This is a genomic window from Winkia sp. C0117E2, assembly GCF_056590455.1.
This window is the reverse complement of record NZ_JBWPWD010000005.1, coordinates 199,705-225,574: the sequence shown is the minus strand read 5'-3', so window position 1 is coordinate 225,574 and position 25,870 is coordinate 199,705. Positions and strand designations below refer to the sequence as shown.

Annotated in this window: 19 protein-coding genes and 2 tRNA genes; 5 read left to right on the top strand and 16 right to left on the bottom strand. The window is 56.1% G+C overall.

All coding sequences use genetic code 11. The features are described 5' to 3' along the window. Positions 1-239: 239 nt before the first annotated feature. Positions 240-1,577 carry a replicative DNA helicase gene (gene dnaB, locus AC1EKG_RS08355; RefSeq protein WP_004807777.1) on the bottom strand — a complete coding sequence of 446 codons (1,338 nt, stop codon included), beginning with the start codon at positions 1,575-1,577 and terminating at the stop codon, positions 240-242. 252 nt (positions 1,578-1,829) lie between these two features. On the opposite strand from dnaB, the gene AC1EKG_RS08350 reads away from it, so the two are divergent. After that, positions 1,830-3,239: an MATE family efflux transporter gene (locus AC1EKG_RS08350; RefSeq protein ID WP_004807781.1), complete on the top strand. Its 1,410-nt coding sequence runs from the start codon at positions 1,830-1,832 to the stop codon at positions 3,237-3,239. A 2-nt stretch (positions 3,240-3,241) separates the two neighbouring features. Here AC1EKG_RS08350 and AC1EKG_RS08345 read toward each other — a convergent pair whose 3' ends face one another. The 8 genes from AC1EKG_RS08345 to AC1EKG_RS08310 form a co-directional block, all read right to left on the bottom strand. Beyond that, the gene (locus tag AC1EKG_RS08345) at positions 3,242-3,511 is read right to left on the bottom strand and encodes a hypothetical protein (protein ID WP_004807784.1); all 270 of its coding nucleotides are present in this window, start codon (positions 3,509-3,511) and stop codon (positions 3,242-3,244) included. Beyond that, positions 3,511-3,669 (bottom strand): hypothetical protein, encoded by a 159-nt coding sequence (locus tag AC1EKG_RS08340; RefSeq protein ID WP_155855903.1) that lies wholly within the window; start codon positions 3,667-3,669, stop codon positions 3,511-3,513. The genes AC1EKG_RS08345 and AC1EKG_RS08340 overlap by 1 nt, the downstream gene beginning before the upstream one ends. 241 nt (positions 3,670-3,910) lie before the next feature. Then, positions 3,911-4,840, bottom strand: coding sequence for an ADP-ribosylglycohydrolase family protein (locus AC1EKG_RS08335; RefSeq protein WP_004807787.1), 930 nt, complete (start codon positions 4,838-4,840; stop codon positions 3,911-3,913). Between the two features lie 262 nt (positions 4,841-5,102). Next, on the bottom strand, positions 5,103-5,564 hold the full coding sequence (gene rplI / locus AC1EKG_RS08330; protein ID WP_004807789.1) for a 50S ribosomal protein L9: 462 nt from the start codon (positions 5,562-5,564) through the stop codon (positions 5,103-5,105). 13 nt (positions 5,565-5,577) lie between these two features. Continuing rightward, complete coding sequence (gene rpsR, locus AC1EKG_RS08325; protein ID WP_004807791.1) at positions 5,578-5,826, bottom strand: 30S ribosomal protein S18; 249 nt, start codon at positions 5,824-5,826, stop codon at positions 5,578-5,580. Positions 5,827-5,910: 84 nt separating this feature from the next. Further along, on the bottom strand, positions 5,911-6,501 hold the full coding sequence (locus tag AC1EKG_RS08320) for a single-stranded DNA-binding protein (RefSeq protein ID WP_004807792.1): 591 nt from the start codon (positions 6,499-6,501) through the stop codon (positions 5,911-5,913). A 27-nt stretch (positions 6,502-6,528) separates the two neighbouring features. Next, entirely contained in the window at positions 6,529-6,816 is a 288-nt protein-coding gene (rpsF, locus tag AC1EKG_RS08315) for a 30S ribosomal protein S6 (RefSeq protein ID WP_004807794.1), read from the bottom strand. Between the two features lie 155 nt (positions 6,817-6,971). Further along, the gene (locus tag AC1EKG_RS08310) at positions 6,972-9,350 is read right to left on the bottom strand and encodes a transglycosylase domain-containing protein (protein WP_239181451.1); all 2,379 of its coding nucleotides are present in this window, start codon (positions 9,348-9,350) and stop codon (positions 6,972-6,974) included. A 281-nt stretch (positions 9,351-9,631) separates the two neighbouring features. Here AC1EKG_RS08310 and AC1EKG_RS08305 point away from each other — a divergent pair, with 281 nt between their 5' ends. From AC1EKG_RS08305 to AC1EKG_RS08290, 4 genes are all read left to right on the top strand, one after another. Then, positions 9,632-10,876, top strand: a complete 1,245-nt coding sequence (locus AC1EKG_RS08305) for an alpha/beta hydrolase (RefSeq protein ID WP_239181452.1) — start codon at positions 9,632-9,634, stop codon at positions 10,874-10,876. After that, positions 10,873-13,314, top strand: coding sequence for a bifunctional lysylphosphatidylglycerol flippase/synthetase MprF (locus tag AC1EKG_RS08300; protein WP_481067819.1), 2,442 nt, complete (start codon positions 10,873-10,875; stop codon positions 13,312-13,314). Before AC1EKG_RS08305 ends, AC1EKG_RS08300 begins: the two co-directional genes overlap by 4 nt. A 587-nt stretch (positions 13,315-13,901) precedes the next feature. Then, on the top strand, positions 13,902-14,561 hold the full coding sequence (locus tag AC1EKG_RS08295) for an ABC transporter ATP-binding protein (protein ID WP_167568381.1): 660 nt from the start codon (positions 13,902-13,904) through the stop codon (positions 14,559-14,561). Beyond that, positions 14,537-16,915, top strand: coding sequence for an ABC transporter permease (locus AC1EKG_RS08290; RefSeq protein WP_481067818.1), 2,379 nt, complete (start codon positions 14,537-14,539; stop codon positions 16,913-16,915). The genes AC1EKG_RS08295 and AC1EKG_RS08290 overlap by 25 nt, the downstream gene beginning before the upstream one ends. 18 nt (positions 16,916-16,933) lie before the next feature. Here the strand turns inward: AC1EKG_RS08290 and AC1EKG_RS08285 are convergent, their stop codons facing one another. From AC1EKG_RS08285 to gyrB, 7 genes are all read right to left on the bottom strand, one after another. Then, positions 16,934-18,808: a BCCT family transporter gene (locus tag AC1EKG_RS08285; protein WP_004807810.1), complete on the bottom strand. Its 1,875-nt coding sequence runs from the start codon at positions 18,806-18,808 to the stop codon at positions 16,934-16,936. A 175-nt stretch (positions 18,809-18,983) separates the two neighbouring features. Then, a complete protein-coding gene (locus AC1EKG_RS08280; RefSeq protein WP_481067817.1) occupies positions 18,984-20,060 on the bottom strand; it encodes a LacI family DNA-binding transcriptional regulator in 1,077 nt (358 codons plus the stop codon). Positions 20,061-20,216: 156 nt separating this feature from the next. Continuing rightward, positions 20,217-20,289: transfer RNA gene (locus tag AC1EKG_RS08275), tRNA-Ala, on the bottom strand. A 28-nt stretch (positions 20,290-20,317) separates the two neighbouring features. Then, positions 20,318-20,391, bottom strand: a tRNA-Ile gene (locus tag AC1EKG_RS08270). Between the two features lie 164 nt (positions 20,392-20,555). Beyond that, entirely contained in the window at positions 20,556-20,951 is a 396-nt protein-coding gene (locus tag AC1EKG_RS08265; RefSeq protein WP_004807813.1) for a DUF3566 domain-containing protein, read from the bottom strand. Further along, positions 20,951-23,584 (bottom strand): DNA gyrase subunit A, encoded by a 2,634-nt coding sequence (gene gyrA, locus AC1EKG_RS08260; RefSeq protein WP_048706458.1) that lies wholly within the window; start codon positions 23,582-23,584, stop codon positions 20,951-20,953. Before gyrA ends, AC1EKG_RS08265 begins: the two co-directional genes overlap by 1 nt. A 75-nt stretch (positions 23,585-23,659) precedes the next feature. Beyond that, a complete protein-coding gene (gene gyrB / locus AC1EKG_RS08255) occupies positions 23,660-25,687 on the bottom strand; it encodes a DNA topoisomerase (ATP-hydrolyzing) subunit B (protein WP_004807817.1) in 2,028 nt (675 codons plus the stop codon). Positions 25,688-25,870 lie beyond the last annotated feature (183 nt).

The window sequence follows — 25,870 nt, the reverse complement described above, 5'->3', positions numbered from 1 at the left end:
TGGAGGGTAGCCCTAATTATGCCTGGGCGAAGGCTGAAAAGTTTAGCGCGAAGGGCGCATCAAACACATATGCGCAGCTGAAACGCACATCATCGCGACAGCTTGGAAAGAAGCTGTGGCGGTGTGTGACAAAGCAGCGAATTCAGTGCGCATAACATCCCTTTAGATAGATAAAATAGGATGATATTTTTATACCACTACCAAAAAATGCCGCGCAATAAAGTATTTACTATTTGAGATTAAGCCTCTGGGCCTAGTGAGGCAAAAGAAGCATAGTGTCCCAAGAAAGACACGGCAATAGTGCCCGTAGAACCATTACGATGCTTGGCCACAATAATGTCTGCCTCGCCCGGACGGTTATCCTCTTCGTACGCTTCGGGACGATGCAGCAACATGATTACGTCAGCGTCCTGTTCTAGCGAGCCGGATTCACGCAAGTCCGCCATCATCGGCTTGTGATCGGTGCGCTGTTCGGGGCCACGGTTCAGCTGCGCTACCGCAATAACCGGCACTCCCAATTCCTTTGCCAACAATTTCAGCGAACGCGAGAAGTCAGACACTTCCTGCTGGCGCGATTCCACGGCGCGGCCCGAAGTCATCAGCTGCAGGTAGTCAACCACAATCAGCCCCAGATTATGCTGCTGCTTTAGCCGCCGACACTTTGCCCTAATCTCGGTCATAGACATGTTTGGGGAATCGTCAATAAAGAGGGGGGCTTCATCGGTCTTGCCAATTACCTCGGCAATCTTCACCCAGTCCTGCCTCTCCATCTCGCCTCGCCGCATCTTCGACATGGGCACGCGCGCTTCGGCAGAGAGCATACGCATAGCGATCTCGCCGCGCGACATTTCCAAGCTGAAGATAACCGAAGCTACCCCGTGATGAATGGAAGCGGACCGGCAAAAGTCTAGTGCCAGGGTGGACTTACCCATTGCGGGACGGGCAGCAACAATGATCATCTGCCCTTCATGCAGGCCACCCAAGAGGCGATCGAGATCGTGGAATCCCGTGGGTACCCCCTGGGCTTCGCCCTTGTTGTTCTCGATTGCCTCCAGTTCCTCAACCAGTGGTTCGATGGCGTCCGAGATGGGAACATAATCTTCGGCAGTTCGGTTCGACGTGACCGCATAGATCTCGCTTTGCGCGGTGTTGATAATCTCGGCTGGATCGCCGCCCTCGGCACTGTAACCCAGCTGCACGATACGGGTACCCACATCTACCAGCGACCGCAGCTGCGCCTTCTCGCGAACGATACGGGCGTAGTAGTTTGCGTTGGCGGCGGTAGGAACGACCGTAGTCAGAGTGTGCAGGTAAGGGGCGCCACCTACGCGATTCAGGTCGCCTTTACGCTCTAGCTCCGCCGCAACGGTAACGGCATCAGCGGGTTCCTCCCGGCCGTACAGGTCAATGATCGCGTTGTGAATGATCTCGTGTTTCGGGGCGTAGTAGTCCGAACCGCGCATCTGCTCGGTAACATCCGCGATTGCATCCTTAGACAGCAACATGGCGCCCAATACGGACTGCTCCGCATCATTGTCGTGAGGCGGAACGCGATCGTAAGCGGACTCTTCAGCCATGTATACCCCCTGGAAGACACTTTGCTCTAAGTATCGAACAAGAGGACGGAAAAAACCAAGCTGCTTCCGGCTGGCATGTGGATAAGCTGGCCACTATTGTGGAGTTCTTGGGGATAAAATCTCCCACCCTGTGGAAAGCGTGTGGACAAAAACTGCTGATAGAACCACAGTAAAGCAGGTAAACCGGCTTTCACCGGCTAAAAAGTCCACAGCTTTATACACAGGCTGTGGATAACCAATTTCGGAGGAAAAGTGGACAAGCCGCGCCAGAGCACCCTGAACCGACAAATCCTAGAACTGGCGATACCCGCCCTCGGCGCACTGGTAGCAGAACCACTTATGACCATGGCTGATTCGGCCATGGTCGGCCACCTAGGTACGGAGCAGTTAGCCGGCATGGCGGTGGGCACCATCATCTTGAACCTGTTCGTCGGCATGTGCATTTTCCTGGCCTACACCACCACGGCACTGACTTCGCGGCGCCTGGGAGCTGGGGACAAGAAAGGCGCACTGCGCGGCGGCATCGACGGGATGTGGCTTGCAGCTGGCATCGGCTTGCTGCTCGCACTGGTGCTATTGGCCGCCGCTCCCCAACTGGCTTCCCTCTTTGGTGCCTCCCCCGCTGCTTCCGAGTACGCCGGCATCTACTTGCGGGCGGCAGCACCCGGCCTCATTTCCATGCTTACGGTCATGGCTGCCACCGGCACCCTGCGCGGCATGCTCAACACTCGCACGCCGTTCGTTGTGGCCACACTAGGCGCCCTGGCAAACGTTTGTTTGAACGCCACCCTAATTTACGGGGTTGACCTTGGTATCCGGGGTGCCGGCATCGGTACGGCACTAGCACAAACTGGTATGGCCGTCGCCCTGTGCCTGATTGTTTACCGGGGGGCCAGGCGCGAGGGCGTGTCTGTCCGCCCATCGATTGAGGGTATTAGAAAATCTGGTTTTTCTGGGCTACCACTACTGATTCGGTCCCTCGCACTGCAGTTGTGTGGCGTGCTAACCGTTAGCGCAGCCACCCGCCTAGGCGACCTGACCCTAGCTTCGCACCAGGTGATCAACTCTATTTGGGCGTTGTCCTCTTTCAGCCTGGACGCTCTGGCGATCGCCGCGCAGGCACTAACAGGCCACGCTTTAGGTACTGGTAACTTCGACCGGGTGAAGGCGGTGCTTGCCCGTTGTCTAGCGTGGGGTGCGGGCGTAGGTGTTCTACTGGGGGCCATAATCATTGTGGGCTCGCCTGTAATCGGCCGCATTTATTCCTCTGACCAGCAGGTGCTGATGGCTACCGCAATTGGACTGATCGTGGCCGGGCTGATGCAACCGCTGGCCGGAGTGGTTTACATGCTTGACGGAGTACTAATCGGGGCGAATGATTCCAAGTACATGGCCGCCTCTTACGTGGTGGTGTTGGCGGTGTACGCTCCCGCCGCCCTAACAATCGCCCACTTTGGCAACGCCTGGTCGGCAGCTTTGGCGGGCGGGCAGTCCTTACCCGCGACGGCGCCCTCTTACGGGTGGATCCTTAGCGGCAACCACGCCGGAACTAATCTGGTATGGGTTTGGATCGGATATGCGGCTATCATGTTCGGGGCGCGCGCTGTGGTCCTGGCATTGAGGGCGCGTGGCAGCAAGTGGATGCGTAACGCCGAAGGGTAAGCCTACCGGTGCGAGCAGTGGCGGATGACGATCGCCGCAATAATGCAGACCGTGGCAACCGTTGGCAGCGAGAGTGCCTGCAGCTCCCCCACTAAGAAGCTGACCACGGCTCCCAGTGGCTTTGCGGATCCAACCTGACCGTCGCCCCAGTTAATTAGATACGAGCCGAGTGTGCGCATGATCAGCGAAAAAATGTAAATGCCGATACCGATCTTCACTAGCAGCGTCGATGCCGCCGAAGGGCTGAACCGGCCCGCGTCTTTGTTGGCCATTATTTCTTCTCTCTACAGTACTTATTTGCTCCGCGGGAAGCATTTCCCATTCGTGCCATAAGTGCAACGTCATCCTCTCGCAACTGTCTTTGCTCGCTTTCGCGCTTGATCGCCGCATAATCTTTTTCAATAATCTTAGCTAGCTCACGGTCAATCACAGCTGTGGGCTTCTGGTCTGAAAAAACGTAATCAGCTATCGCAGCTTCAGCAAATTGACTACATTCAGTACCGACTCTGCTCGACGGAGGCGTGCTGCTAGTTACCTCCACAAGGAGTACTTATCCCCCTAATTACGCATAACTGCCTTCATACCTTACTTCCATGACGAGTATTGTCAGCATCTACTTGCTTCTCTACCTGTAATGACTCTGAACTCTGCTAGCTTGGACCTTCAGGATGTTACAGGGCTGCTCCTAGGTGGGCCAGCTGATCGGCAATTTGGAGCGCATCTGCTGCCCACAAGGTCTGCGGGCGCGGATACTTCACCTGTCCGGTGGGCCTGGCATCTAGGACGGTATCGACCCATTCCCCCGGAAAGCTTGCTCCGGCGGCGCCGGCTAACGCTCCAGCAATGGCGGCGTTCGTGTCCGTGTCGCCCCCTTGCAATACGGAGTCGCGTACGGATCGCTGCCCCGAGGGGGCGTGCAGCAGCTGGTAGAACGCATTCTGCAGGGCGATCAGCACCCACCCCTGGTGGGTCACAAAGTCTTCGGGAAGGCTGTCTTGTGCCCGGACCAGGGCGGTTAGGACCGGATCAGGCACGCGCATTTCCTTCGCCCAGGTGAGTGTCATTCGGTAGATTTCCGCCGCGTTGCGGCCGCGTACGCCAAGTGCGATTGCCATGGCGTAGAGCGAGTTGGCTGCGCGCGTTACCGCGTGCGGGTGGGTTAGTGCGGCGTCGGTGGCGGCCCACGTGCCCACCTTGTGCAACGGCGCGTGCCAGCCGTAAATGCCAAGCGGGCTAATACGCATGAGAGCGCCATTGGCCTGGGTCTCCTTTGAGCGTCTGCCTGCCAGTGCGGAACGGGTGGCCATGCCCATGCTGAAGGGCTGCGAATTCCCCCATTCCCGATACGCCGCAAAAGCTGCAGCCGAAGAATATTCGCCCTCGGCAATGATCGAGCGAGCCAGGCAGAGCGCCATCTCAGAATCGTCAGTGATCTGACCCGCTATGGTCCCGTGGACGGCAGATGGCCCCATGACGGTATGATTTGCGAACTGATCCTTGACTTCTTCGGGACTCATGAACTCCATTTGGGCGCCAAATGCGTCGCCGACGAGTTGCCCAAGAAGGGCGCCGCGCGCCCGGTCAATTACCGTCTGATCCATACTCTTACCCTACCGGGACCGACGCCCCCTAGATCCGGGACGCAATTTTGCGTTATAAAGCTGGAGCTTCCTGGCTGGTCTGCGCCAAAAGCACACCAACACGTCGAAAGCATGCCTCCCGGTACGCATTTCCATGTGCTTTCAACCAATCCAAGTGCTCTAGGCAATTAGATGTGCTTTCGCGGAGTAAACAAACGCGCCACCGGGATAGCAAAACGGCCCGGGCGCCTAAACGCTCACGGGCCGTAATGCTGAATAAAAACTATTCGCCGTCAACCTTTACTGCCAAGGTCGCGTCGACCTCGGGGTGAAGGGAAACGTTCACCTTGTAAGAACCAGTGCTCTTGATCGGGGCTTCCCAAGAGACGCCACGACGATCGATGGTCTGGCCCAGCTGTTCCTTGACCGCAGCAGCGATCTCGGCAGTGGACACGGACGCGAACAGACGGCCGGTGTCGGTTGCCTTCTTAGAGATGACAACGCCCTCGGAGCCCTGCAGTGCATCGCGGATTGCGCGAGCATCGTCGATCGAGGCGATTTCGCGCTTGCGGCGAGCTGCCTGCATCTGATCGATCTGACGCTGTGCACCCGGGGTCCACTTGGAGGCCAAGTTACGCGGGAACAGCAGGTTACGTGCGTAGCCTGCGCGAACGGTTACAACGTCACCAGTAACGCCTAGGTTCGGGACGTCAACGTTTAGTACGACTTTTGTCTGTGCTGCCATTGTTCCCCTCCTATCAGCGGCCGGACGACGAGTACGGAAGCAGTGCGACCTCGCGGGCGTTCTTGACGGCCTTGGCGATTAGACGCTGCTGCTGTACGGAAACACCGGTCACGCGACGGGCGCGGATCTTGCCGCGGTCCGAAATGAACTTGCGCAGCAGAGCGGTGTCCTTGTAATCGATTACTACATTTTCGACGCCCCGGAACGGGTTCGCCTTCTTCTTAATTGGCTTAACAGTGCGAGCCTTTTGCTGCCTTGCCATGCCTTCTCCTTATGGTCTGTTGCCTTGCGGCAGCCCTCTAACGAGGGCGGAATCCTGGAAATTGGGCTGTGTGCCCTTTGCGCTTTAGAACGGGGGTGCGTCGTCGAAGCTGGAGCCGGCTTGTGCTCCGCCGGTGCTCCACGGATCTTCGGGCGAACCGCCGGTTGGCGCATTGTAGCTTGCGTTAGAACCGAATCCCTGACCCTGGTTTGGCTGCCCATAGTTTTGGGGCTGGCCACCACCGTAGCCGCCCTGGTTCTGCTGGCCGCCACCGTAGCCGCCTTGGCCGCCACCAAAGCCGGATCCGCCCCGCTGGGAGCGTTCCACCCTTGCGGTGGCGAAGGCTAGTGAGGGGCCGATTTCGTCTACTTGCATTTCGACGACAGTACGCTTCTCACCCTCGCGGGTTTCATAAGAGCGCTGCTGCAACCGCCCCTGCGCAATGACGCGCATACCTTTTTGTAGCGAGTCAGCAGCATTTTCTGCTGCCTGCCGCCACAGGGAGCAGCGCATGAAGAGGGCTTCGCCATCTTCCCACTGCCCTGACTGACGGTTGTACCGGCGGGGAGTGGAGGCGATCGTGAACGACGCGACGGGCGCGCCAGATGCCGTGAACCTGAGTTCCGGGTCAGCGGTTAGGTTTCCTACTACCGTTATTACGGTGTCTCCGGCCATGATTCCTCCGTTGGTTCTATCGGGTTACTACTTGTTGTCCAAACGCATCAGCTTGGTGCGAAGAACGGTTTCGTTCAGAGTGAGCTGACGGTCGAGTTCCTTAGCGTCGGCGGGGGTGGTCTTCAGCTTGATGACCACGTAGATGCCTTCGGAGTGCTTCAGAATTTCGTAGGCCAAGCGGCGCTTGCCCCAAACGTCAACTTCCGCGGAACCACCATTGTTGGTTACAAACTTGGTGATCTTTTCCATGGATGCGGGGACCGCACGCTCGTCGAGCTGCGGGTCCAGGATGACCATGAGTTCATACTCACGCATTGATAACCCACCTCCTTTGGTCTAAACGGTCACGGTCCTTCCGTGACAGGAGGGTCTGCGTTGGCCTTCTTTGCGGGTGCAAAGTACAGCCAAGTGTTTAGTCTAACGGCTTCGCCGCCGACTTACTACCCCTTTTTTGGGCGGAGCCTGCCACATTATTGGCGCCGTCCGCCGCTTTGCGAGGGCGAAGGGCTGGACTGGCGGCCTTGCTGCTTATGTTCTTCTTCGTGTTGCTGGTCAGGCTCTTCTTCGATGGTGCTTTCAGTGACCTCTTCCGAGGGCGAAGGGCTGGGGCTTTCAGACCGCTGTTCCTGCTGACTGGGCGCAGGAGCCGGGGCGGGGGCGGGAGCCTGCCTGCTACTAGAAGCCGGCGCCCATCCTTCGAATTGCTGGACGGGAGTGTCCGCTAGCGCGTCCTGCATGTACCAGGTCCACACTTGCGCCGGCCAGGTTGAGCCGGTTACTTCCCCCACCCCACCGAATGGGGTGATGGATTGTTCGGATCCGTCCTCGCCCACCTGGTACATAGACACGACAGTGACTAGCTGGGGCACAAAACCGGCGAATTGGGCAGAGCGGTTTTCCTCAGAGGAGCCAGTCTTGGCTGCTGCGGGACGGCCCAGGGCTTGGGCTTTGTCGCCGGAGCCGCCGCGTACTACGGCTTGCAGCGCCTCGGTGGTTTGATCCATTATGTCTTCGTCAAACACCCGTTTTCCAGCAGTGTCGGCCTTGTACAACACGTCGTTTGCCTTGTCTTTGACCTGGTCAACGATGTGCGCGTCACGGCGCACGCCGCGCGAGGCGATGGTGGAATATGCGGTGGCAATGTCCACTGTGTGCGGCGAGGACGAGCCCAGCACGTTGGTGGGTGATTCGTCTAGGCCCGGGGTGTTTTCCGGGTAGCCCGCATCGATTGCTACTTGCTTGGTGGTGGCTGGCCCAACCTTTTGGTTGATGCGCACGTATGCGGTGTTGATCGAATATTGGGTGGCCTTCTTGTAGGTGACCGGTCCAAAGGAGATGGAAGCATAGTTGGAAACATTGGCGGCCCCTAATGCCATGGGGGAAGACCCGTCCACTGTGGAATAGATTGAATCGCCGCCCTGCAGCGCGGCGATCAGCGCGAAGGGCTTGAAAGTAGAACCGGCCATGGCATTGTCCTGGAAGGCAGCCGACCTCTGTACTTTCTGGAAGTCGGCACCGCCGTATTCAGCAACGATCCCGCCAGTTTCTGGGTCTACCGACACCAGGCCTGTGCGAAGCTGCTTCGGCCGATCCGCCGGAAGGTTGTTCACCGCGTCAACGGCGGCTTTTTGCCGGTCTGGTTGGATGGTGGTGACGATCTGTAAGCCCATAGTGTCGATTTGCTCGTCCGTGTAGCCGGCCTTCTGACGCATTTCGGAACGCACGTGAGCTAACAGGTAACCATTGGTGCCGGTAAGGGATGGCTGTACCTGATGCGGGGGAGCCACATTCGGGAAGGCCATCTTTTTGGCTTCTTCGGCCCGAATCCAGTTACCTTCAACTAGTCGATCCACGACCCGATCCCACCGCTGGCGGGCCATCTCTGGGTCGATTGCGGGATCCCAGGAAGAGGGTGCGGGAATGATCCCAGCTAGAAGTGCCGCCTCGGATGGGGTCAGCTCAGCAGCGGGTTTGTTGAAGTACGCGTGAGATGCTGCCTCGATCCCGTAGGCGCCGCGACCCCAATAGATGGTATTTAGGTAGTTGCCCAGGATTTCGTCCTTGGACTGTTCCCGGTTGATCTTCAACGCCAAGATGGTCTCTTTGAACTTCGCCAGGTAGGCGCGCAGGCCGTGTACGTTGTTCGTGGAACCGGTGTAGTAGTTTTCGACGTACTGCTGGGAAAGGGTTGAAGCACCCTGCCGCGGCTTGCCCATGACGTTGTTTACCAGGGCTCTTGCGATGCCCTTAACGTCGATGCCGTTGTTTTCAAAGAAAGTGGAGTCTTCCGAAGCGACGACGGAGTGCCCAATATAATCCGGCAGCTTACTGGCGTCGATGATTTGCCGATTCTGGGTTTGGAACTTGCCCATTTCAGTCTTGCCGTCGGCAAAGTAAACGGTAGAGGTTTGGGCCCGGGCCAACTTGTCTGGCCCCGGAATATCCATGGTTACGTACGCGACCAGGAATGTAGTGCCAGCAGCAATGATGCCTAATAGGAAAGCGCCAAGGAGCCCGATGCCAAGCCGTTTCGGCCACGACCTAGTGGTTTTTTTGTTGCGCTTTTGCACCGACTTGTCGGAACGGGTAGAAGTGCCTTTTTGCTTCGGCTGGTACGAGGGAGGCGGCGTGTGCGCACCCGACCGTTTCGGATGCGACAGCCGCGAAGACGTGCTTTTCGAGGACGTAGTCCTGCTAGGGCGGGACGCCGCGCCAGTGGGATTGCCAGTTCTAGGGGTCGACTCGGGGCCACTCCCCGACTTGGAAGCGGCTGTGTTGCGGCTCTGCCGTTGCAGGCGCAACTCGCGGCGCGTCAGTTTGCCTGGCCCATCCTTTTTTGGATCCGCCACGTTTCCCCCTTCTACGTGCTCGCTGAGCACTTCTTACCCTACAGCTTGAGCTAGGGCAGCAACCTTTACCTTCCCTGCATTCAGCTCGATTCGAGGTCGATAAAGACCACAAAACGCACTTTTCTTCAGAAATAATAGTAAATCCTCAGGATTCACACAGATAATAGCGACTAGTTTTAGATGTTTTGAATTGCCGGGCGGGAGCCCCCCAACGAATAGGAGATAAGGTGCGGGACGCTAATCTGCTTTGTTCCGGCGCGCTTTGGCTAGCCTGGCTTTTGTTGGCTCTGGCAACACTTTTTGCCCTGTTTCTTGCAGCTCCACTGCGTCGCCTCGGCAAAGCTCTACTTTGGGCATTGGCCGTGGGCGCGCTCGCTACCACCGGCACCTGGATCGCAATGGACTACGTGTGGGTGCCGTTTCCAGATGGCCTAGATTGGCATGTCTACGCCTGGATCTTTCTGGCTGGAACTGACCTTGTGTTACTGGGTTTCGCCCTCGTGCGAAAAGGAAGACCCGCCTGGAGGGCGACACGCATCCTCGGTGCAATTGTTGCGGTGGCGCTGTTTGCGGTGGGCGCGAGTCTAGGCACAAATGAGGTTTACCAGGCCTACCCCACCCTTTCCGCTTTCCTGGGGCGGGGCTCCATCCAGACAGTCAAGTGGACCGATCTGCACCTAAAACCGGGCAAGGGTAAAGCAAGTGCCGCAAGAGCCATCGCTTCCGGGCACGGAATCCTTACCCAGGTGCGCATTCCGGGGGCACGCTCCGGATTCAAAGCGAGGGCGGCGAACATTTACCTGCCACCCGCCGCGTTGGGGTCAAACCCCCCAAAGCTGCCGGTAGTGGTCATGCTGCCTGGAATTCCGGGTACTCCGAATGATTGGGTGAGGCTGGGAACCGGCCCGCAAATAGCGGAACAGTACGCCGCCACCCACGGCGGCGTGGCTCCCATCCTGGTGTTGGCTGATGTAACCCGCGCGACCACCTTCAACACCCTGTGTGCCGATTCGGTTCGGGGCAACGCGTCTACCTACGCCACGAAAGATATTCCTGCCTGGGTAAAGAAAAATCTGCCCGCAGCGGACAGCCCCCAGCAGTGGATGGTGGTGGGAGTCAGCTTCGGGGGTACTTGCGCCGTGCAGTTCGCACTGCAAGATCCAACCGCCTACAGACATTTCTTCGACATGTCTGGCGAAGCGGAACAAAAACTCTTCACGCGCGCCTACACCATTAAAAACGCGTTCGCTTCCAACACGGACCAGTGGGCTCGCTACCAGATTGAACCACTGTTGGCTCAGCGGTCCTACCCGCAGCTAAGTGGGCGTTTCGGCCTCGGAGTGAAAGATGATTTCTCGGGGCCAAAAACTAGGCGCATACACGCCTTAGCAAAGAAGAAAAAGATAGCCGTAGGCAACATTGTTTACACTTCCGGGCGGCACTCGTGGGCCGTGTGGCGAACGCTGCTGAAATCGCAGTGGCCATGGATGATGCAACAACTAGAACTAGAAAAGGAACAGCGATGAGCAAGATCTTAAACGCTCTGCGTCACTGTCCCGCCACCCTCACCTTGGTGGCTATTGGGTGGATCGCCAACGTGGGGTTGGCCGTGGGTCTTGGGATAGGCCCGGCCGCCTCAACCGGCGGCCCACTAGCCCAGGTAACTCACATCCCCGGCTGGTCCCGCCCGTTGGTGGCAGTTTTTACCACCTCTGATGGATTAGCTCTGCTCCTGGCCACCTCATTTGCACTGGCGGTGGGCGCATGGGCCGAGCCGCGGCTTGGATCGTGGCGACTTGCTCTAATCGCCGTTGGCGGCCAACTATGCGGCATCATCTTTGGTGCCGCAGTGGTATTCGCCCTCTTTGCCGTAGGGCTCACCAAATCCGCGGTCCTAGTGGATGAAACAGTCATCTCCATGTCCCCGTGGGTAATCGCCATCCTTATGGCAACTATCTGGCGCGTGGACCGCGTCGGCTCCCGCCGCATTCGCGTTGCCACTTTCGTGACCCTGACCGTGCTCTGCCTGATAGTCGGGAACCTAGTCGAGGTCGTAAGAATCGGGGCGGCACTAGCCGGCTTGGCTTTCGGCTACACCCCCGCCGCGGGCGGTCGCCGCGGTAAGCCCATGGGGGCGCGGGCAGACATTCCCGCAAACATTGCCATCATCATCGCCGCGCTAGGAACATCCGGCCTAATCAGCGCCATTTTTCGACACCCGGCCGGCCCTATGGCGCAGATCGAACGACTAATTTTTGTGTCGCGCCTACGACCCATTTCGTTGGCGAACCACTGTTTCCCGAACGGTTTTTCTTCTATCACCACTCGCATAGCCGACCCGTCCTGCGCGGTGGAACTGGCGCGCGCCAGCGGTGGGGCCATCTCGCCTATCTTGCACCACGTCGCCCTTTTCCTACTATTTATTGCGCTGGCGGATGGCCTGTCCCGTTCACGCCGGGCGGCCTGGTTTATTGCGGTCTTTACACAATTGTTCGCCATTGTGCGCGGCCTGGTGTGGGTACACCTTGTGCCCGCTGACGTCGTTTTCCCGTCCCACCACATCCTTTCCGCCCTGCCTCCCCTGTACTTCCAGATCGGGATCAGTGTGTGCGCGCTAATCCTGCTTCTATGCACGCACCGTTCCTTCCAAGTGCGCGCCAGAACCGGCACCTACCAGTTGGCTGCCAAACGGGCGGCGCTCATCATTGTTACCGGGCTGATCGTACTGACTTTGCTGTACGCCCTGGAACCGCGCGCCTGGTCAGCCCCGCAAAGCTTCGTGCAGCTCATCGCGGGGGCGCCCGCCCAGCTGTTGGCAATCGCACTTACTATTTTGCTGTGGCGCACCTTTGCAGCAACCGGCCAGGTGGTGCCTTCAGAGCGCTTCTTCGTGCGTCCAGAAGAACAGGATGCGGGTGCTCACCTGCGTCGCCTAGTCACCGAGGGCGGCGGTTCCCTTTCGTGGATGTCGACGTGGGCGGGCAACCAGCCGTGGATCGACCGGATGGGTGAGGCCGGATGGGGCTACCGAGTGGTCGAGGGCGTAGCGCTGGCCACCGCAGACCCCGTAGGCAAGGTGGTAGACACGGCTCGAATTGTGCACGAGTTTGGGGCATTTGCACAAAAGAATGGGTGGATTCCCGCCCTCTATTCCACCCATGCGAAAGTAGCGAAAGCAGCCCAAGACCTGGGGTGGACGGCGGTGCGCGTGGCTGAAGAGGCTGTGGTACCCATGGAATCGTTTACTTTAGTGGGCAAGAAGTATCAGGATTTGCGTACCGCAAAGAACAGGGCTGCGCGCGAGGGCGTTCATGTCGAAGAGGTTACGTGGGCGGATCTTCCCGAGGGCGGACGCGACCAGATACGGGCAATTTGCGCACAGTGGGTCGAAGGTAAAGCTTTGCCGGAAATGCATTTCACTCTGGGTGGGGTAGCCGAGTTGGAGGATCCGGCAGTGTCTTTGCTGATCGCTGTCGATGACGATCGCACCATTCATGGAGTGACTTCGTGGCTACCCGTATATCGCGACGGAGTGTTGGTGGGGCGCACCTTGGACGTGATGCGTAGACGTGAGGGCGGCTTTAAGCAGGTCATCGAATTACTGCTGGTCGAACAGGCTATTGCTTGCCAAGAGGCCGGCCTGGAGTTCGTGTCTTTGTCGGGGGCGCCATTGGCTCCAGCGCCGGCAAGCGCAGAACAGAGCGAGATTCAAGAACGCGCATTCCTGTCCGATTCTTTAGACCGGGTTGGGCGCATGCTGGAGCCGGTCTATGGGTTCAGGTCGTTAGCGAGGTTTAAAGCAAAGTTTCAGCCCGCATACGAACCCATGTATCTACTGGTGCCGGATGTTGCTGAGCTCCCCGCGGTCGGGTTTGCCATCGGGCGCGCCTACCTACCCGATTTTGGGGTAACGGATGCTTCCATGATGGGGGCCCGCTGGTTGAGGGCGAAACTGGGAGTCTGACCCTACCCCAAAGATCGCGCCTCTATCAGCACCCGACATTTTTCCTGTTACCAGCTATGTCGGGTGCTGCCATCGACTAGGTAGAAGACCGTGCGGGAAATTCTGCCGCATTAGAGTCTTTTAACGTTATGCGAGGATGAATCCACCTCGCTATTCTCGCAATACAAGGGAGCTCACTCCGCCGGATTTGCAGGAAGATGCCCTTGCACCTAACCAAAAGAACAAAGGAGTTTGAAATGAGATCGACAATAGGTCGTAAGCTCGCAACCACTCTTGCTGGCACAGCTGTGTTGGCAGGCGGATTTGCTGCTGCATCCACTATCGACGCGTCAGCATTAGGATCAAGTTGTAAAGCTTGGTTAAACACGAATGGAGGATCTCAGCAAGCGGAGGGAGTCTGCTCTTCTATCGCTAGGGACACTAAGGTCCAAGTTGTTATGGTCATCCCTGTCAGGCCCGACTACACTTCTGGATGGTTCTATGACACTGGCCGGAAACACAGCACCAGTTGGGCGGCAAAGTGGGGTTCATGGCAGGCCAGATACGCCCGTACTGACCAAGCCCACCGATAGCCCTGCGGATAATTCATGATTACGTGTTCTGGAATATCGTTCCATTTTCCCGACGCTCAGCGACTTCGAACAATCTTCGCGAATATGGATGCCGAATTCGCATCCGGCTTATTTCACGTGGTTATGGGCCCTTCCGGGTCGGGGAAGACTACGTTGCTGAATCTGCTGGACGGCTCCTTAAATCCCGAAAAAGGAGTCGTGAAGATAGCGGGAAAACCGGTTTCCGACTTCGCACTAAAAGACCTCCGTGGGAAGGTACTGGCTCGCGTATTCCAGGACTACCGGCTAATTCCCTACCTCAGCGCCTGCGACAACATTCGGCTGGCGCAGCAAGTTGCGGGTACGCTCGACCACAACCCTGATACTGCAGCCGAATTATTGCAGCGTCTGGGGCTAGGGAATATAGCCGACTCACGCGCCGATCAGCTCTCTGGAGGCGAGGCGCAGAGAGTCGCAATTGCTAGAGCTTTAGCGAACAAACCAAAGGTCATCCTAGCTGACGAACCGACAGGCGCCTTAGACAAGGACTCTTCGAACGCCATAGCTGAATTACTCGGCGAATTAGCACATGAACTCGACGTATGCATAATCACTGTCACCCACGACCCAGCGGTAGCTGATGTTGCTGACAGAGTGTTGGAAGTGTCAGAATGCAAACTAATCGAAAAAAAATAGCTCGAAACCTGCAGGTAAAAGTTGCGGTGGGCTTTATTCAGCAACATTTCCGAATAGCTACGACACTTTGTCTAGCGTTATTATTTCTGTCTCTATGCGCATCCCTTTCTGGTATGTTACACAGTAATTTTGTCAATACTATTGAAAAAGACGTCTATGCAACTTACGGTGGTAAACAGTATCGGATTGGAACTACAAATTCTACATCCAGAGCCCGTTTACTCCAAAATGTCAATAAGAAAGAATTACTACCCGTCACTCGCACGAGTGAGATTTTCGAAAGAGGTACGCGTTCCACGAGCGCTACCGTTATACATGCCGGCGACAACTTTGCATACGGGATATTAATCGACGGACGCAGACAGAGACGTAACCGACAAATAGTACTCTCAAGCGCAACTGCAAAAGCATTACAGGCTGAGGTCGGCGATAGGATACGGATTAATAATAATACTTTCGATGTAGTAGGTATTGCACTTCTCCCCGCACACATAAGTGAACAATTTGCTGTTCAAGAGATGAGTGAAGAGGAGCAACAGGACGCTACTACGTGGCTAACCAATGTCGATCCTGAGCTAAATGAAAATCTTCTCTCTGATACACGCTTAGGATTAATTCGTGTGAACTCAGTAGAAGGAGCTGTAGATTACCTACTCCGGGGTGAAAAGAGTGCACTTTTGAATAGTTGGCAGGTACTATCGGCAGTATTATTGCTAGCCACTATTACACTTCTTGTAGCAGGTATCAATACCGCTAACCGCGCGGCTACTACAACCATCCAAGCGCTTTGCTCCATAGGCTTGGAAAGGCGCCAGTCATGGCTGTTATCTGCCGGAATGATCTCTTTCTTACTAATCTGTAGTGTCACGCTTGGGGGCCTGTTTGCTCATCTAGGTATGTGGCTCCCATGCGGTTACATAGGCCAAAGTTTCGATCAGCTTTGGACAGCCTACGAGCCAAGTAGTGTATACGCCTGTTACATCCGAGTTTTTGCAACCATACTTATTTCGTCCGTAATATTATTCGTCTACCATAAATGGCGTAACAGGAGGCGCCACAAGCCGCTAGTAAGAGTTGAAAATAGCTCTCTGAAGACCATTGTGGTGTTCGGTGTTGCGCTTCTTGCAATCGCTGCTGTTGCAATCTGGTTTGCCGTCACACATACATCAATCCTGTATTTCCCATCGATCATTATGGCGGTAACGGGCGCCGCCCTACTCGCGTATGCTTTATCATGGGTTAGTATCGGCAAACCATTGCGGGAGGCAGGTATGGTCACCTCGGCTGCCACTATTACTCTTGCCCCTATGGTTGCCATAGCTATTGCAATCACTACCCTGGTAGCAATCTCTTTTCAGGGGCATGCCAATGCCTTAGACTACGGCAAACCAGATGGGGACGACTACATGACTATTGAACATGTCAGTCCCGCCCATGTCGCTTATCTACAAAAACAATTTCCTGACATCATGAGAAATGCCGTTGTTTTTGTGCTTCCCGATGAGTCCCAAAAGCTCGTCCGTATAGCTTCTGAAAAATACACTAAATGCAACAATCAAGGTAAGTCATTAACTGACTGCCGCGGTTTCATTGGTATTTTAAGTTTCTTGAACACTCAACGCAGTACCCTCGTCCAAGTCGGCGATAGTTCACCTGAACTACGTCAGAGTCAGGGCGATAGTGATTTTTATATTCTAGGTTTCGACAATTTTTCAGATAAAGCTAATATTCTAACTCAAACAAATATCGGAGATAAAATAAATTACAGAATTGGTCAAGCTAATCTGCCCGACTGGATAGCCGATCCTGATAATCCACGCTTGAAAAATGCCGGTATCTTACCTGGACCTGATCGATGGGTATACATTCCAGATTTCGCGAGAAAATCTCTATCCAGACAGACTATATTCAGAAGAGCGGCGAGTGCGGTTTCCCCGTCAATAGCAATAACCGAACCCACTAGTGTGAACACCTCTTCATTGCATAAATTATCTTTGGCAGTTTTAGCTGTGGGCTTCATTCTTAGTGTCGTATTAATAGGGACGGGTCTTGCTTTGGCGCGTAAACGCGACACTGCCCTCCGGTTCGTGGTGAACAACTATGGTGGAGGGGATGCCCTGTTGCGTAATCTCAGATTGCGGGAGTTGAGCCCCTATCTTTGCTCCATCGTAGTTGCAACGATAATTGGCAGGCTAATGTCTACTCCGGCAGTGGCGGGACGCGGGCCCACCCCACACCAGATCAGCGCCGGATACTTCTGGCTAGTCCCCCCTGTACTCCTGATCGTAATCTTCCTAGCTGAGGCCATTCGCCTACCGAAGAATCGACACACGTTACATTCCTTAGAGGAGTAGGAACCATCAGCTAATATTTCACCTATTTTCACCCTCATTTTGGTTCTGTCCTTCTGGCGTGTCCGTACCCCCGGAGCTGACTGCCCCTTTGCTATCTACCTCGGTGTACCACTCGGATAAAGACGGGTCGGCACTGTCGTAGTCTGTAGAAGCCCCCGCGCCCTCGCCAGAAGGCACCTCAGAAGTTCCGAACACGAAATCGTCTCCGTATTCTTCAATGCCGGAGTGTACGCCCTTCGCGATCGCGTGCCGGGCGTAGGCTCTGCGAATCATGTACGGGTCATTGCGTAGATCCTTCGCCCAGGCAATCATGACGCCCAGTAGTACCACGGCGAATGGCAGCGAGAAAGTAACCATCATTGCTTGTAAACCGGACAGGGCATCCTGCCCACCGGCAAGCAGCAGTGCGATTGCTACCGCTCCGAGGGCGACGCCCCACACCACGGTCACTACGGTAGCTGGGTTAGGCCGACCAGTCTGAGACATGGATGCGACCACGTTGGTTGCAGAATCAGCGGCAGTGACGAAGAAGATGACCACTGCAAGCAGAACCACAATTTCGGTAATCGTACTGAGTGGCAACCGCTCCAGCAGATCGAACATGACGTTTTCTCCTGACCCCTTGATTTGCAGGCCAGTGCCATTCATATTCATGCGAATTGCGGTACCCCCCAACAGCACATACCAGATAGCTGAGATCCCGGCCGGAACAAAAATGACTACCGAAACGAACTCGCGCAACGTGCGCGACTTAGAAATCTTGGCGATAAACGTGCCAACAAACGGCGACCAGGAAATCCACCATGCCCAGTACATCATGGTCCAGGTGGTCACGAACTCCTTCGCATCCTGGCCCTGGGAAGCGTTCAACGCCAACATGCGGCAGAAGCTGTCAACAAACGAATAGAGGGAAGCTGGAATCGCATCGAGCAAGAACACGGTAGGACCGGAGATCAGCACAAACAGGGCCAATACAACTACCAGCACCATGTTCGAATTGGATAGGAACCGAATGCCGCGCTTGATGCCACTGACGGCCGAGAAGGTGAACAGGATCGTCAAAAGAACCATGATCACCACGACAAAGGTGTTGCCTTCAAGTGACTTTCCGGTAAGGAAGGAAGTGCCCGTGCGAATCTGCAGGGCTCCAATACCCAACGAAGTCGCGGTTCCCAATATGGTCACCAACACAGCCAAAATATCGATAATCTTGCCTAGGACGCGATTGGATCCATCAGGGAATACTGGTTCGAATAGGGCCGAAATAAGGGGAAGTCGGCCTCGCCGGTATGCCGAATAGGCAATGGCGCCACCAACCATGGCGTAAACGCCCCAAGCCAACGACGCCTGGTGTAGAAGTGCCTGCGCTATTGCCGTGTAAACCGCTTCCGAGCCCTGCCCATCCGGGGTTCCCGGAGGCGGGGTCAAGAAATGCTGCAACGGTTCCATTGGGCCATAAAAGACCAGGCCAATGCCCAGCCCTGCGGCGAAAAGCATCGAAATCCAGGAGGTGGTGGAGTATTCGGGTTCAGAGTCGTCGGCTCCTAAACGGATCTTACCCGTTGGTCCAAAACCGATCACCAACATGAAGATTATGCACACCACCATGAGCGTGCTCAGCAACCAACCAAAATTTCCAATGAGCCAGGACTGCACGGTGGTGCCTACCGTCTTCAGATTTTCTGGGGCAACGCCGGCCCACCCGACGATGCCTACGATGAACGCGAGTGCCACCGCAAACACGGTCTTATTTGTGGGGAATTTTCGGCCGGTATCGGCAACGTCAATTCCGGGGATCAGGCCTGGGTGAATCGAGATAATCGGTTTGCGCGCTATGCGCAGTGCCTCTGTGACAATTTGAGGACGACTGCCGGTCTTCTTCTCCGAATTCACTATGGATCCTATCTTTTTTGTTAAAGCTATTTAATCTTCTCATGTATTTCGAAGATCTCGAGCTTTAACTGCAAGAATCTCACTTTGTACCACCTCTCACCACTTCTTAATGCACGGTTGGTGGAAAATTAGCAGCGAAAACGAAGGTAGTTAAAGGGTGCTACTGGTATTGCTGCTACGCCTTTACAGGGCCTGTAGAGGCACGCTCTATCAGCTTCATAGGTAACACCATGGCCGGTACCTGCGCGGCCCCATGCTTCCGAATCTGCCCGATCAGCATCGACGCACCGGTTACCCCCATGGTGTAGGCAGACGAAGCCACGGCCGTCAGCGGCGGTACAGATAGGGTAGCCGCAATGGTGTTGCCAACACCCACCACAGAAACATCCTCCGGCACCGACTTGCCGTTCTCGCGCAAGAACCGAATCAAACCCGCAGACATCACATCGTTATAACCAATAACCCCGGTAGCTTCCGAATGCAGCAATTCCTTGCCTGCCGCATACCCGCCCTCGACCGTGGGCGGTTGCGGACTGGTACGCCGACCACGGATGCCCAAAGCTTCACAAGCCTTCAGGAGCGCTCTCCACCGCACTCCGTCCGCCCAGTCGTTTTCGGGCCCAGCAAGGTAGGACAGCCGCCTGTGCCCCAGCGAGGCCAGATGCTCCACGGCATAGCGCATACCCGCTCGTGTGTCAGTGACAATCGACGGAATAGACTGCACCGCCCTGTTGATCGTCACAACCGGCTTCACCTTGATCAGTTGCCTAATTGCCGAATCCGACATGCGCGACGACGTAAGCGCCACCCCGTCGGCCATAGCTAGTACCCGCTCCATGGAAGTGCGCTGCTTCGGACTATCCTCTAGGGAATCCACGATCATTACCATGTAACCCAGCTTCGCGGCCCTAGCCATAAAGCCGCGCACAGCCTCCGCTAACAACGGATTAGAGATGTCCTGGACGACTATTGCGAGCATCTTATTTACGGGGGTGAAAACCGCCCTCGAAATGGGACCGGTACGATAGCCCAGTCGTTTGGCCGCCTCACGTACCCTTTCGGCCGTTTCCGCATTTACGCGACCGGGCCTAGAAAACGTCCTAGACACTGTCGAGGGCGCAACTCCAGCTTCACGGGCCACATCATTGATGGTTACCGCTTTGCGGGCTCCCCCGGTCTTCTTTTTTCGTAGTGCAATTTCCGGCCTACCGCCAAGGATCCTATTAAATCCGTCATTTCTAGCATCGCCCATGGTCACACCTCCTAGTCGACATAACCCTATTGTAGACAAAATGAGGAAAAGATTAGAGATTCTGTAATTTTTTAATGCTATTGCGGTGCCCACCCGACTAATGCACCTGGATATAAAAAGCTCGCGGAAAGGAATACCTAACCGCGAGTTACTGGGTGGAGCTAGCGGGACTCGAACCCGCGACCCTCTGCTTGCAAAGCAGATGCGCTACCAGCTGCGCCATAGCCCCTCATAAGAAAAGCCGCTTTCGCGGCCTGTGGGCTTAGCTGGACTCGAACCAGCGACCTCTTCCTTATCAGGGAAGCGCTCTAACCAACTGAGCTATAAGCCCGCCGTCGCAACTGCGACACCGTTAGACTATAAACCACTAAAGGCACCAAAGACAAACTGATTTCGCATTCAGTTATGGGTATCACATAGTGCCGCCTTCTTGGTGACGCCCACCATGTAAAAGACCCGCACAGTTAACTGTGCGGGTCCCTTACTTTTAGCAGCTTATTCGTCCATCAACGTCAGCTTCACGCCACCAACCAAAGTGGCTGCGATGTTGTAGAGGAAGGCCGAAATGGTGGCCAGCGCAGTTAGTAGTACGGCATTGCAAACCGCAAACACGGTAGTTAGTCCCAACACGCGCGGCAGCTTCATCATTTCGATTAGCGATCCCAACGTGTTCTCGGAATCAATCGATTCGACGAAGTTGCGCACAGAGCTAAACACTTGCAAGCCATTCAGAAGCAGCCAAATAACCAGGGCCGCCAAAATCATGGCTACGCCAAAAGCAACCGACAGCAGAAATGTCAGTTTCATAATGGTCCACGGATCAATGCGCGATACGACCAGGTCTACCTGACGGGGCCCGTCAGTGGCCGGCTGTTCCACGTCGGTGCTCATTAGTTCTCCTCATCTTCGGATTCGTTTTCCGATTCTGCCAGCTTTTCGTCAGCTTCGCGCCGGGCAGGGCCGGTTTGTGCGGAATCAGTTTCTGTTTTGTTATCAGTTGCTTCGGCTTCCGCCTCGTCCTCTTCCTCGATAGTTTCGGAGTTGAGCGTCATACCGATCACGTAATCGCGCTTGTCAGGCCTAGAGAAGATCACGCCCTGCGTGTTACGGCCAGTGCGCGAAACCTCGTCAACTCTAGAGCGAACCACCTTGCCGCCGTGCATCATGACCATCACTTCGTCGCCTTCGCCAACAACTAGGGCGCCCACCAGGTCACCGCGTGCTTCAACAAGGTTTGCCACCTTAATACCAAGGCCGCCACGGCCCTGTACGCGATATTCGCTTAGCGAGGTGCGCTTGCCGTAGCCGCCCTCGGTGAGGACGAACAAGTCCGCGTCATCTTCCACGCGGCGCATAGCCAGCAGCTCATCGTCGTCGCGGAAGCGCATACCTGTTACCCCCGAAGTGGCACGCCCGGTTGGACGCAGCGCCTCATCCGACGCGGTAAAGCGCAGCGACTGGCCCTTTCGCGACACCATAATCAGGTCGTCTTGCGCGTTTGCCAGCACCGCCGACACTAGTTGATCAGACACGCCCTCGGCGTCCTCGCGAAGATTGATCGCGATGATGCCGCCAGAACGATTCGAATCGTATTCGCTCAGCCGCGTCTTCTTCACGAGGCCACGCTTAGTGGCAAGCACCAGGTAATCCGCCTGCTCGTAATCTTTGATCTGCAGTACCTGCGAAATATGTTCGTCCGGTTGGAAGGCCAACAGGTTAGCGACGTGCTGTCCCTTGGCGTCGCGACCGCCCTCGGGCAATTCGTAACCCTTCACGCGGTAGACGCGTCCAAAGTTAGTGAAGAAGAGCAGCCAATCGTGCGTGGTCGTGGTGAAGAAGTGTTCCACCACATCGTCCGAACGAAGGTGAGCCCCGCGCACGCCCTTGCCGCCGCGCCGCTGAGACCGGTACTGGTCCATGCGCGTACGCTTGGCGTAACCCGAACGAGTAATGGTGACCACCACGTCCTCTTCAGGAATCAGGTCTTCCATGCTCATCTCGCCATCGAAGGGCAAGATCTGGGTACGACGCTCGTCGCCATACTTTTCGACAATCTGGCCCAGTTCCTCGCCGACAATGGAACGCTGGCGGGCATCCGAAGCCAAAATGTCGCGGTAGTCATCACAGCGAGCCTTCAGTTCACTGTGCTCGTCGATAATCTTCTGCCTTTCGAGGGCGGCCAGTCGCCGCAGCTGCAAGGCCAAGATCGCATCGGCTTGAATCTGATCGACATCTAGCAGGTCCATCAAACCTTCGCGAGCCTCATCGACAGTGGGCGAGCGGCGGATCAGCGCAATCACTTCGTCCAACATGTCGAGGGCCTTCAAGTAGCCCTCCAAGATGTGCAGGCGTTCCAAAGCCTTGTTCAACCGGAACTGAGTGCGCCTGCGAATCACTTCGATCTGATGGTCCACCCAGTGCTTGATGAAGCCGTCCAAAGACAGGGTGCGTGGCACGCCATCTACCAGAGCCAGCATGTTGGCCGGGAATGAATCCTGCAGCTGAGTGCGCTTGTACAGGTTGTTGAGCACAACCTTCGCAACGGCGTCCCGCTTCAAAATGATGACCAGGCGCTGGCCCGACCTACCGGAAGTTTCGTCGCGAATGTCAGCAATGCCGCTGATCTGCCCATCCTTTACCAGCTGGGCGATCTTTTCTGCCAAGTTGTCCGGGTTTACCTGGTAGGGCAGTTCGGTAACTACCAGGCACTGCCGACCATGAATTTCCTCGACATTTACCACCGCGCGCTGCACGATGGAACCGCGCCCAGTACGGTACGCCTTCTCGATCCCCGAGCGGCCCAGAATCGTTGCCCCGGTGGGGAAGTCCGGACCCTTGATGCGCGCCATCAGGCCTTCCAGCAATTCTTCGCGAGAAACCTCCGGGTTCTGCAAGTACCACTGAATACCATCATTTAGCTCGCGCAGATTGTGCGGCGGAATGCGGGTGGCCATGCCCACCGCAATGCCTTCAGAGCCGTTAGCCAACAGGGCGGGGAAACGCGACGGCAACACGACGGGCTCGCGGGAACGACCATCGTAGTTGTCCATGAAGTCAACGGTGTCCTCGTCAATGTCGCGCACCATCTCCATGGCCATCGGAGCCATCTTGCACTCTGTGTAACGCGGTGCCGCCGGCCCCAAGTTGCCGGGGGAGCCGAAGTTACCCTGGCCAGCAACCAGCGGGTAGCGCATCGACCACGGCTGCACCAGGCGGGCCAAGGCGTCATACACTGCAGCGTCACCGTGAGGGTGGAAGTTACCCATGACGTCGCCAACGACGCGCATACACTTCGAAAAACCAGCATTAGGCCGGTAGCCGCCGTCATACATCGTGTACAAAATGCGACGGTGCACCGGCTTAAAACCATCGCGCACGTCAGGCAACGCACGCCCAACAATGACCGACATTGCATAGTCCAAATAGGACTTCTGCATTTCGTTTTCGAGGTCGACCTGCATCAGTCGGCCGCCGGCCTCGGTCTGGATCAACTCCGCTGAAGCAACATCGTCACCCGTAGACATGCCGAAAGCATCAGTGGCATCCTCCGGGGCATAGCGTTTTGGATCGTTCTTTTCGTCAGACACTTATTTTCCCCTTTAGATATCCAGGAAGCGTACGTCAGAAGCGTTGCGCTGAATGAAAGCACGACGGGACTCTACGTCCTCGCCCATGAGCATTGAGAAGACCTCGTCGGCACGAGCGGCCTCCTGCATCTCGACTTTCTTCAGGATTCGCCCTGCCGGGTCCATGGTGGTTTCCCATAGTTCTTGGTCACTCATCTCGCCTAGACCCTTGTAGCGCTGAATGCCGCCCTCCTTGGGAAGACGGTGGCCACCAGCCAGGCCAGCCCTAACCTTTTCGTCGCGTTCCTTGTCCGAATACACAAAATCGTGTGCAGCATTCGACCACTTGATGCGATACAGCGGCGGGGTAGCCAAGTACACGTGCCCCTGCTCGATCAGAGGACGCATGTAGCGGTACAGGAACGTGAGCAGCAGGGTAGTAATGTGCTGGCCGTCAACATCCGCATCTGCCATCAGCACGATCGTGTGGTAGCGCAACTTCTCGATGTCAAAATCTTCGCTAACCCCAGTGCCCAAGGCAGTGATCAAGCTTTGGATCGTCTCGGAAGACATGGCTCGATCCACACGCGCCTTTTCCACATTCAAAATCTTGCCGCGCAACGGCAAAATTGCCTGCGTTTCCGGGTTACGCCCCATCACCGCACTGCCGCCTGCCGAGTCGCCCTCGACTATGAAAATCTCTGAAATCGAGGCGTCCCTAGAGGAACAATCGCGCAACTTGCCCGGCATCGAGGCGCCCTCAAGCACACCCTTGCGACGAGTTGCCTCACGGGCCTTGCGGGCCGCCACCCGCGCGTTAGCCGCCGACTGGGCCTTATGCACAATCGCCTTTGCCTCCGACGGATGCTCATCGAGCCAATCGCCAAGACGCTGGTACATGTTCGAGTACACGAACGTGCGCGCAGCCGTATTACCCAACTTGGTCTTGGTCTGCCCCTCGAACTGCGGCTCAGTAAGCTTGATAGAGATGACCGCAGTGAGGCCTTCCCGCACGTCATCGCCAGTAAGATTCGAATCCTTTTCCTTCAGCAGCCCCTTGTCGCGGGCATACTTATTCAGGATCGTAGTAAGCGAAGTACGGAAGCCCTCTTCGTGAGTGCCACCCTCGGTCGTATTGATCGTGTTCGCAAAAGTATGGATCGACACGTTGTAGGCCGTAGTCCACTGCAGCGCAATCTCGACACTCATGCCCGCCTGCGCGTCTTCGGCCTCGAAATCGATAATCTGCGAATTGATCACGTCAGTCTTCTTACGCGTGTTCAAGAACTCCACGTAGTCTCGCAACCCATTCTGGTAGCAGTAGCTGACGCGCTTGACCTTCGGCTGTTCAGCATCGTCAACACCGTCGCCGTCAGCGTCCTGGCCCGCAATCTCGTCGCCCTCGACCGTTACGCCCTCGCGCAAATCAGTAAGGGTAATACGCAGCCCCTTGTTCAAGAACGCCATCTGCTGGAAACGCATGCGCAAAGTTTCGAAATCAAAACGCACCGTCTCGAAAATATCCGGATCGGGGTAGAAAGTTTGCGAAGTACCCGTCTGATCAGTAGGTTCGCCCTTCTCCAAGCTACCTACCGGGTGCCCGCCGTTAGCGAACTTCTGCCGCCACACAAAACCCTGCCTACGTACTTCCGTGTCCACGCGCTTAGACAGCGCGTTAACTACCGAAATACCCACGCCGTGCAGACCGCCAGAAACAGCGTACCCGCCGCCACCGAACTTGCCGCCAGCGTGCAAGATAGTCATTACTACTTCAACCGTGGGCCGCTTCTCGGTTGGGTGCATATCGACCGGAATACCACGGCCATTGTCATCAACCCGAATGCCCCCATCCTTCTGGATGGTTACTTCAATGTGGTCGCAGTAGCCAGCCAAAGCTTCGTCTACAGCGTTGTCCACCACTTCGTATACCAGGTGATGCAACCCGCGTTCGCCGGTTGAACCGATGTACATGCCCGGACGCTTTCGGACCGCTTCGAGTCCTTCAAGAACAGTAATATCCGAGGCGCCATATTCGCCCTGGTTGTGTTGTGGTTCGCTCACCTACAACCCCTCTTTTTCTTTAAAACAGCTAGGAAGTGCGTCAAATCCTTAAACTATTCTATCGCGCTTTTGCGCGGTTGCCGAACTTGATAGGGCCAGGGGTACAGAACCGGGCCTTCAAACGCTTCTAGGGCCCATATTTGAAAGCAAGCGTGACTTTGCTTGGTTTCCCGCTAAGTAGGT

Bases quoted from the DNA above. Each gene is read 5' to 3' on its own strand.
- AC1EKG_RS08320 (WP_004807792.1), bottom strand. From the start codon at position 6,501: ATGGCCGGAGACACCGTAATAACGGTAGTAGGAAACCTAACCGCTGAC.
- AC1EKG_RS08295 (WP_167568381.1), top strand. From the start codon at position 13,902: ATGATTACGTGTTCTGGAATATCGTTCCATTTTCCCGACGCTCAGCGA.
- rplI (WP_004807789.1), bottom strand. From the start codon at position 5,564: ATGGCAGCACAGACAAAAGTCGTACTAAACGTTGACGTCCCGAACCTA.
- rpsR (WP_004807791.1), bottom strand. From the start codon at position 5,826: ATGGCAAGGCAGCAAAAGGCTCGCACTGTTAAGCCAATTAAGAAGAAG.
- AC1EKG_RS08300 (WP_481067819.1), top strand. From the start codon at position 10,873: ATGAGCAAGATCTTAAACGCTCTGCGTCACTGTCCCGCCACCCTCACC.
- AC1EKG_RS08345 (WP_004807784.1), bottom strand. From the start codon at position 3,511: ATGGCCAACAAAGACGCGGGCCGGTTCAGCCCTTCGGCGGCATCGACG.
- AC1EKG_RS08290 (WP_481067818.1), top strand. From the start codon at position 14,537: ATGCAAACTAATCGAAAAAAAATAGCTCGAAACCTGCAGGTAAAAGTT.
- AC1EKG_RS08265 (WP_004807813.1), bottom strand. From the start codon at position 20,951: ATGAGCACCGACGTGGAACAGCCGGCCACTGACGGGCCCCGTCAGGTA.
- gyrA (WP_048706458.1), bottom strand. From the start codon at position 23,584: ATGTCTACGGGTGACGATGTTGCTTCAGCGGAGTTGATCCAGACCGAG.
- AC1EKG_RS08335 (WP_004807787.1), bottom strand. From the start codon at position 4,840: ATGGATCAGACGGTAATTGACCGGGCGCGCGGCGCCCTTCTTGGGCAA.
- AC1EKG_RS08280 (WP_481067817.1), bottom strand. From the start codon at position 20,060: ATGGGCGATGCTAGAAATGACGGATTTAATAGGATCCTTGGCGGTAGG.
- dnaB (WP_004807777.1), bottom strand. From the start codon at position 1,577: ATGGCTGAAGAGTCCGCTTACGATCGCGTTCCGCCTCACGACAATGAT.
- rpsF (WP_004807794.1), bottom strand. From the start codon at position 6,816: ATGCGTGAGTATGAACTCATGGTCATCCTGGACCCGCAGCTCGACGAG.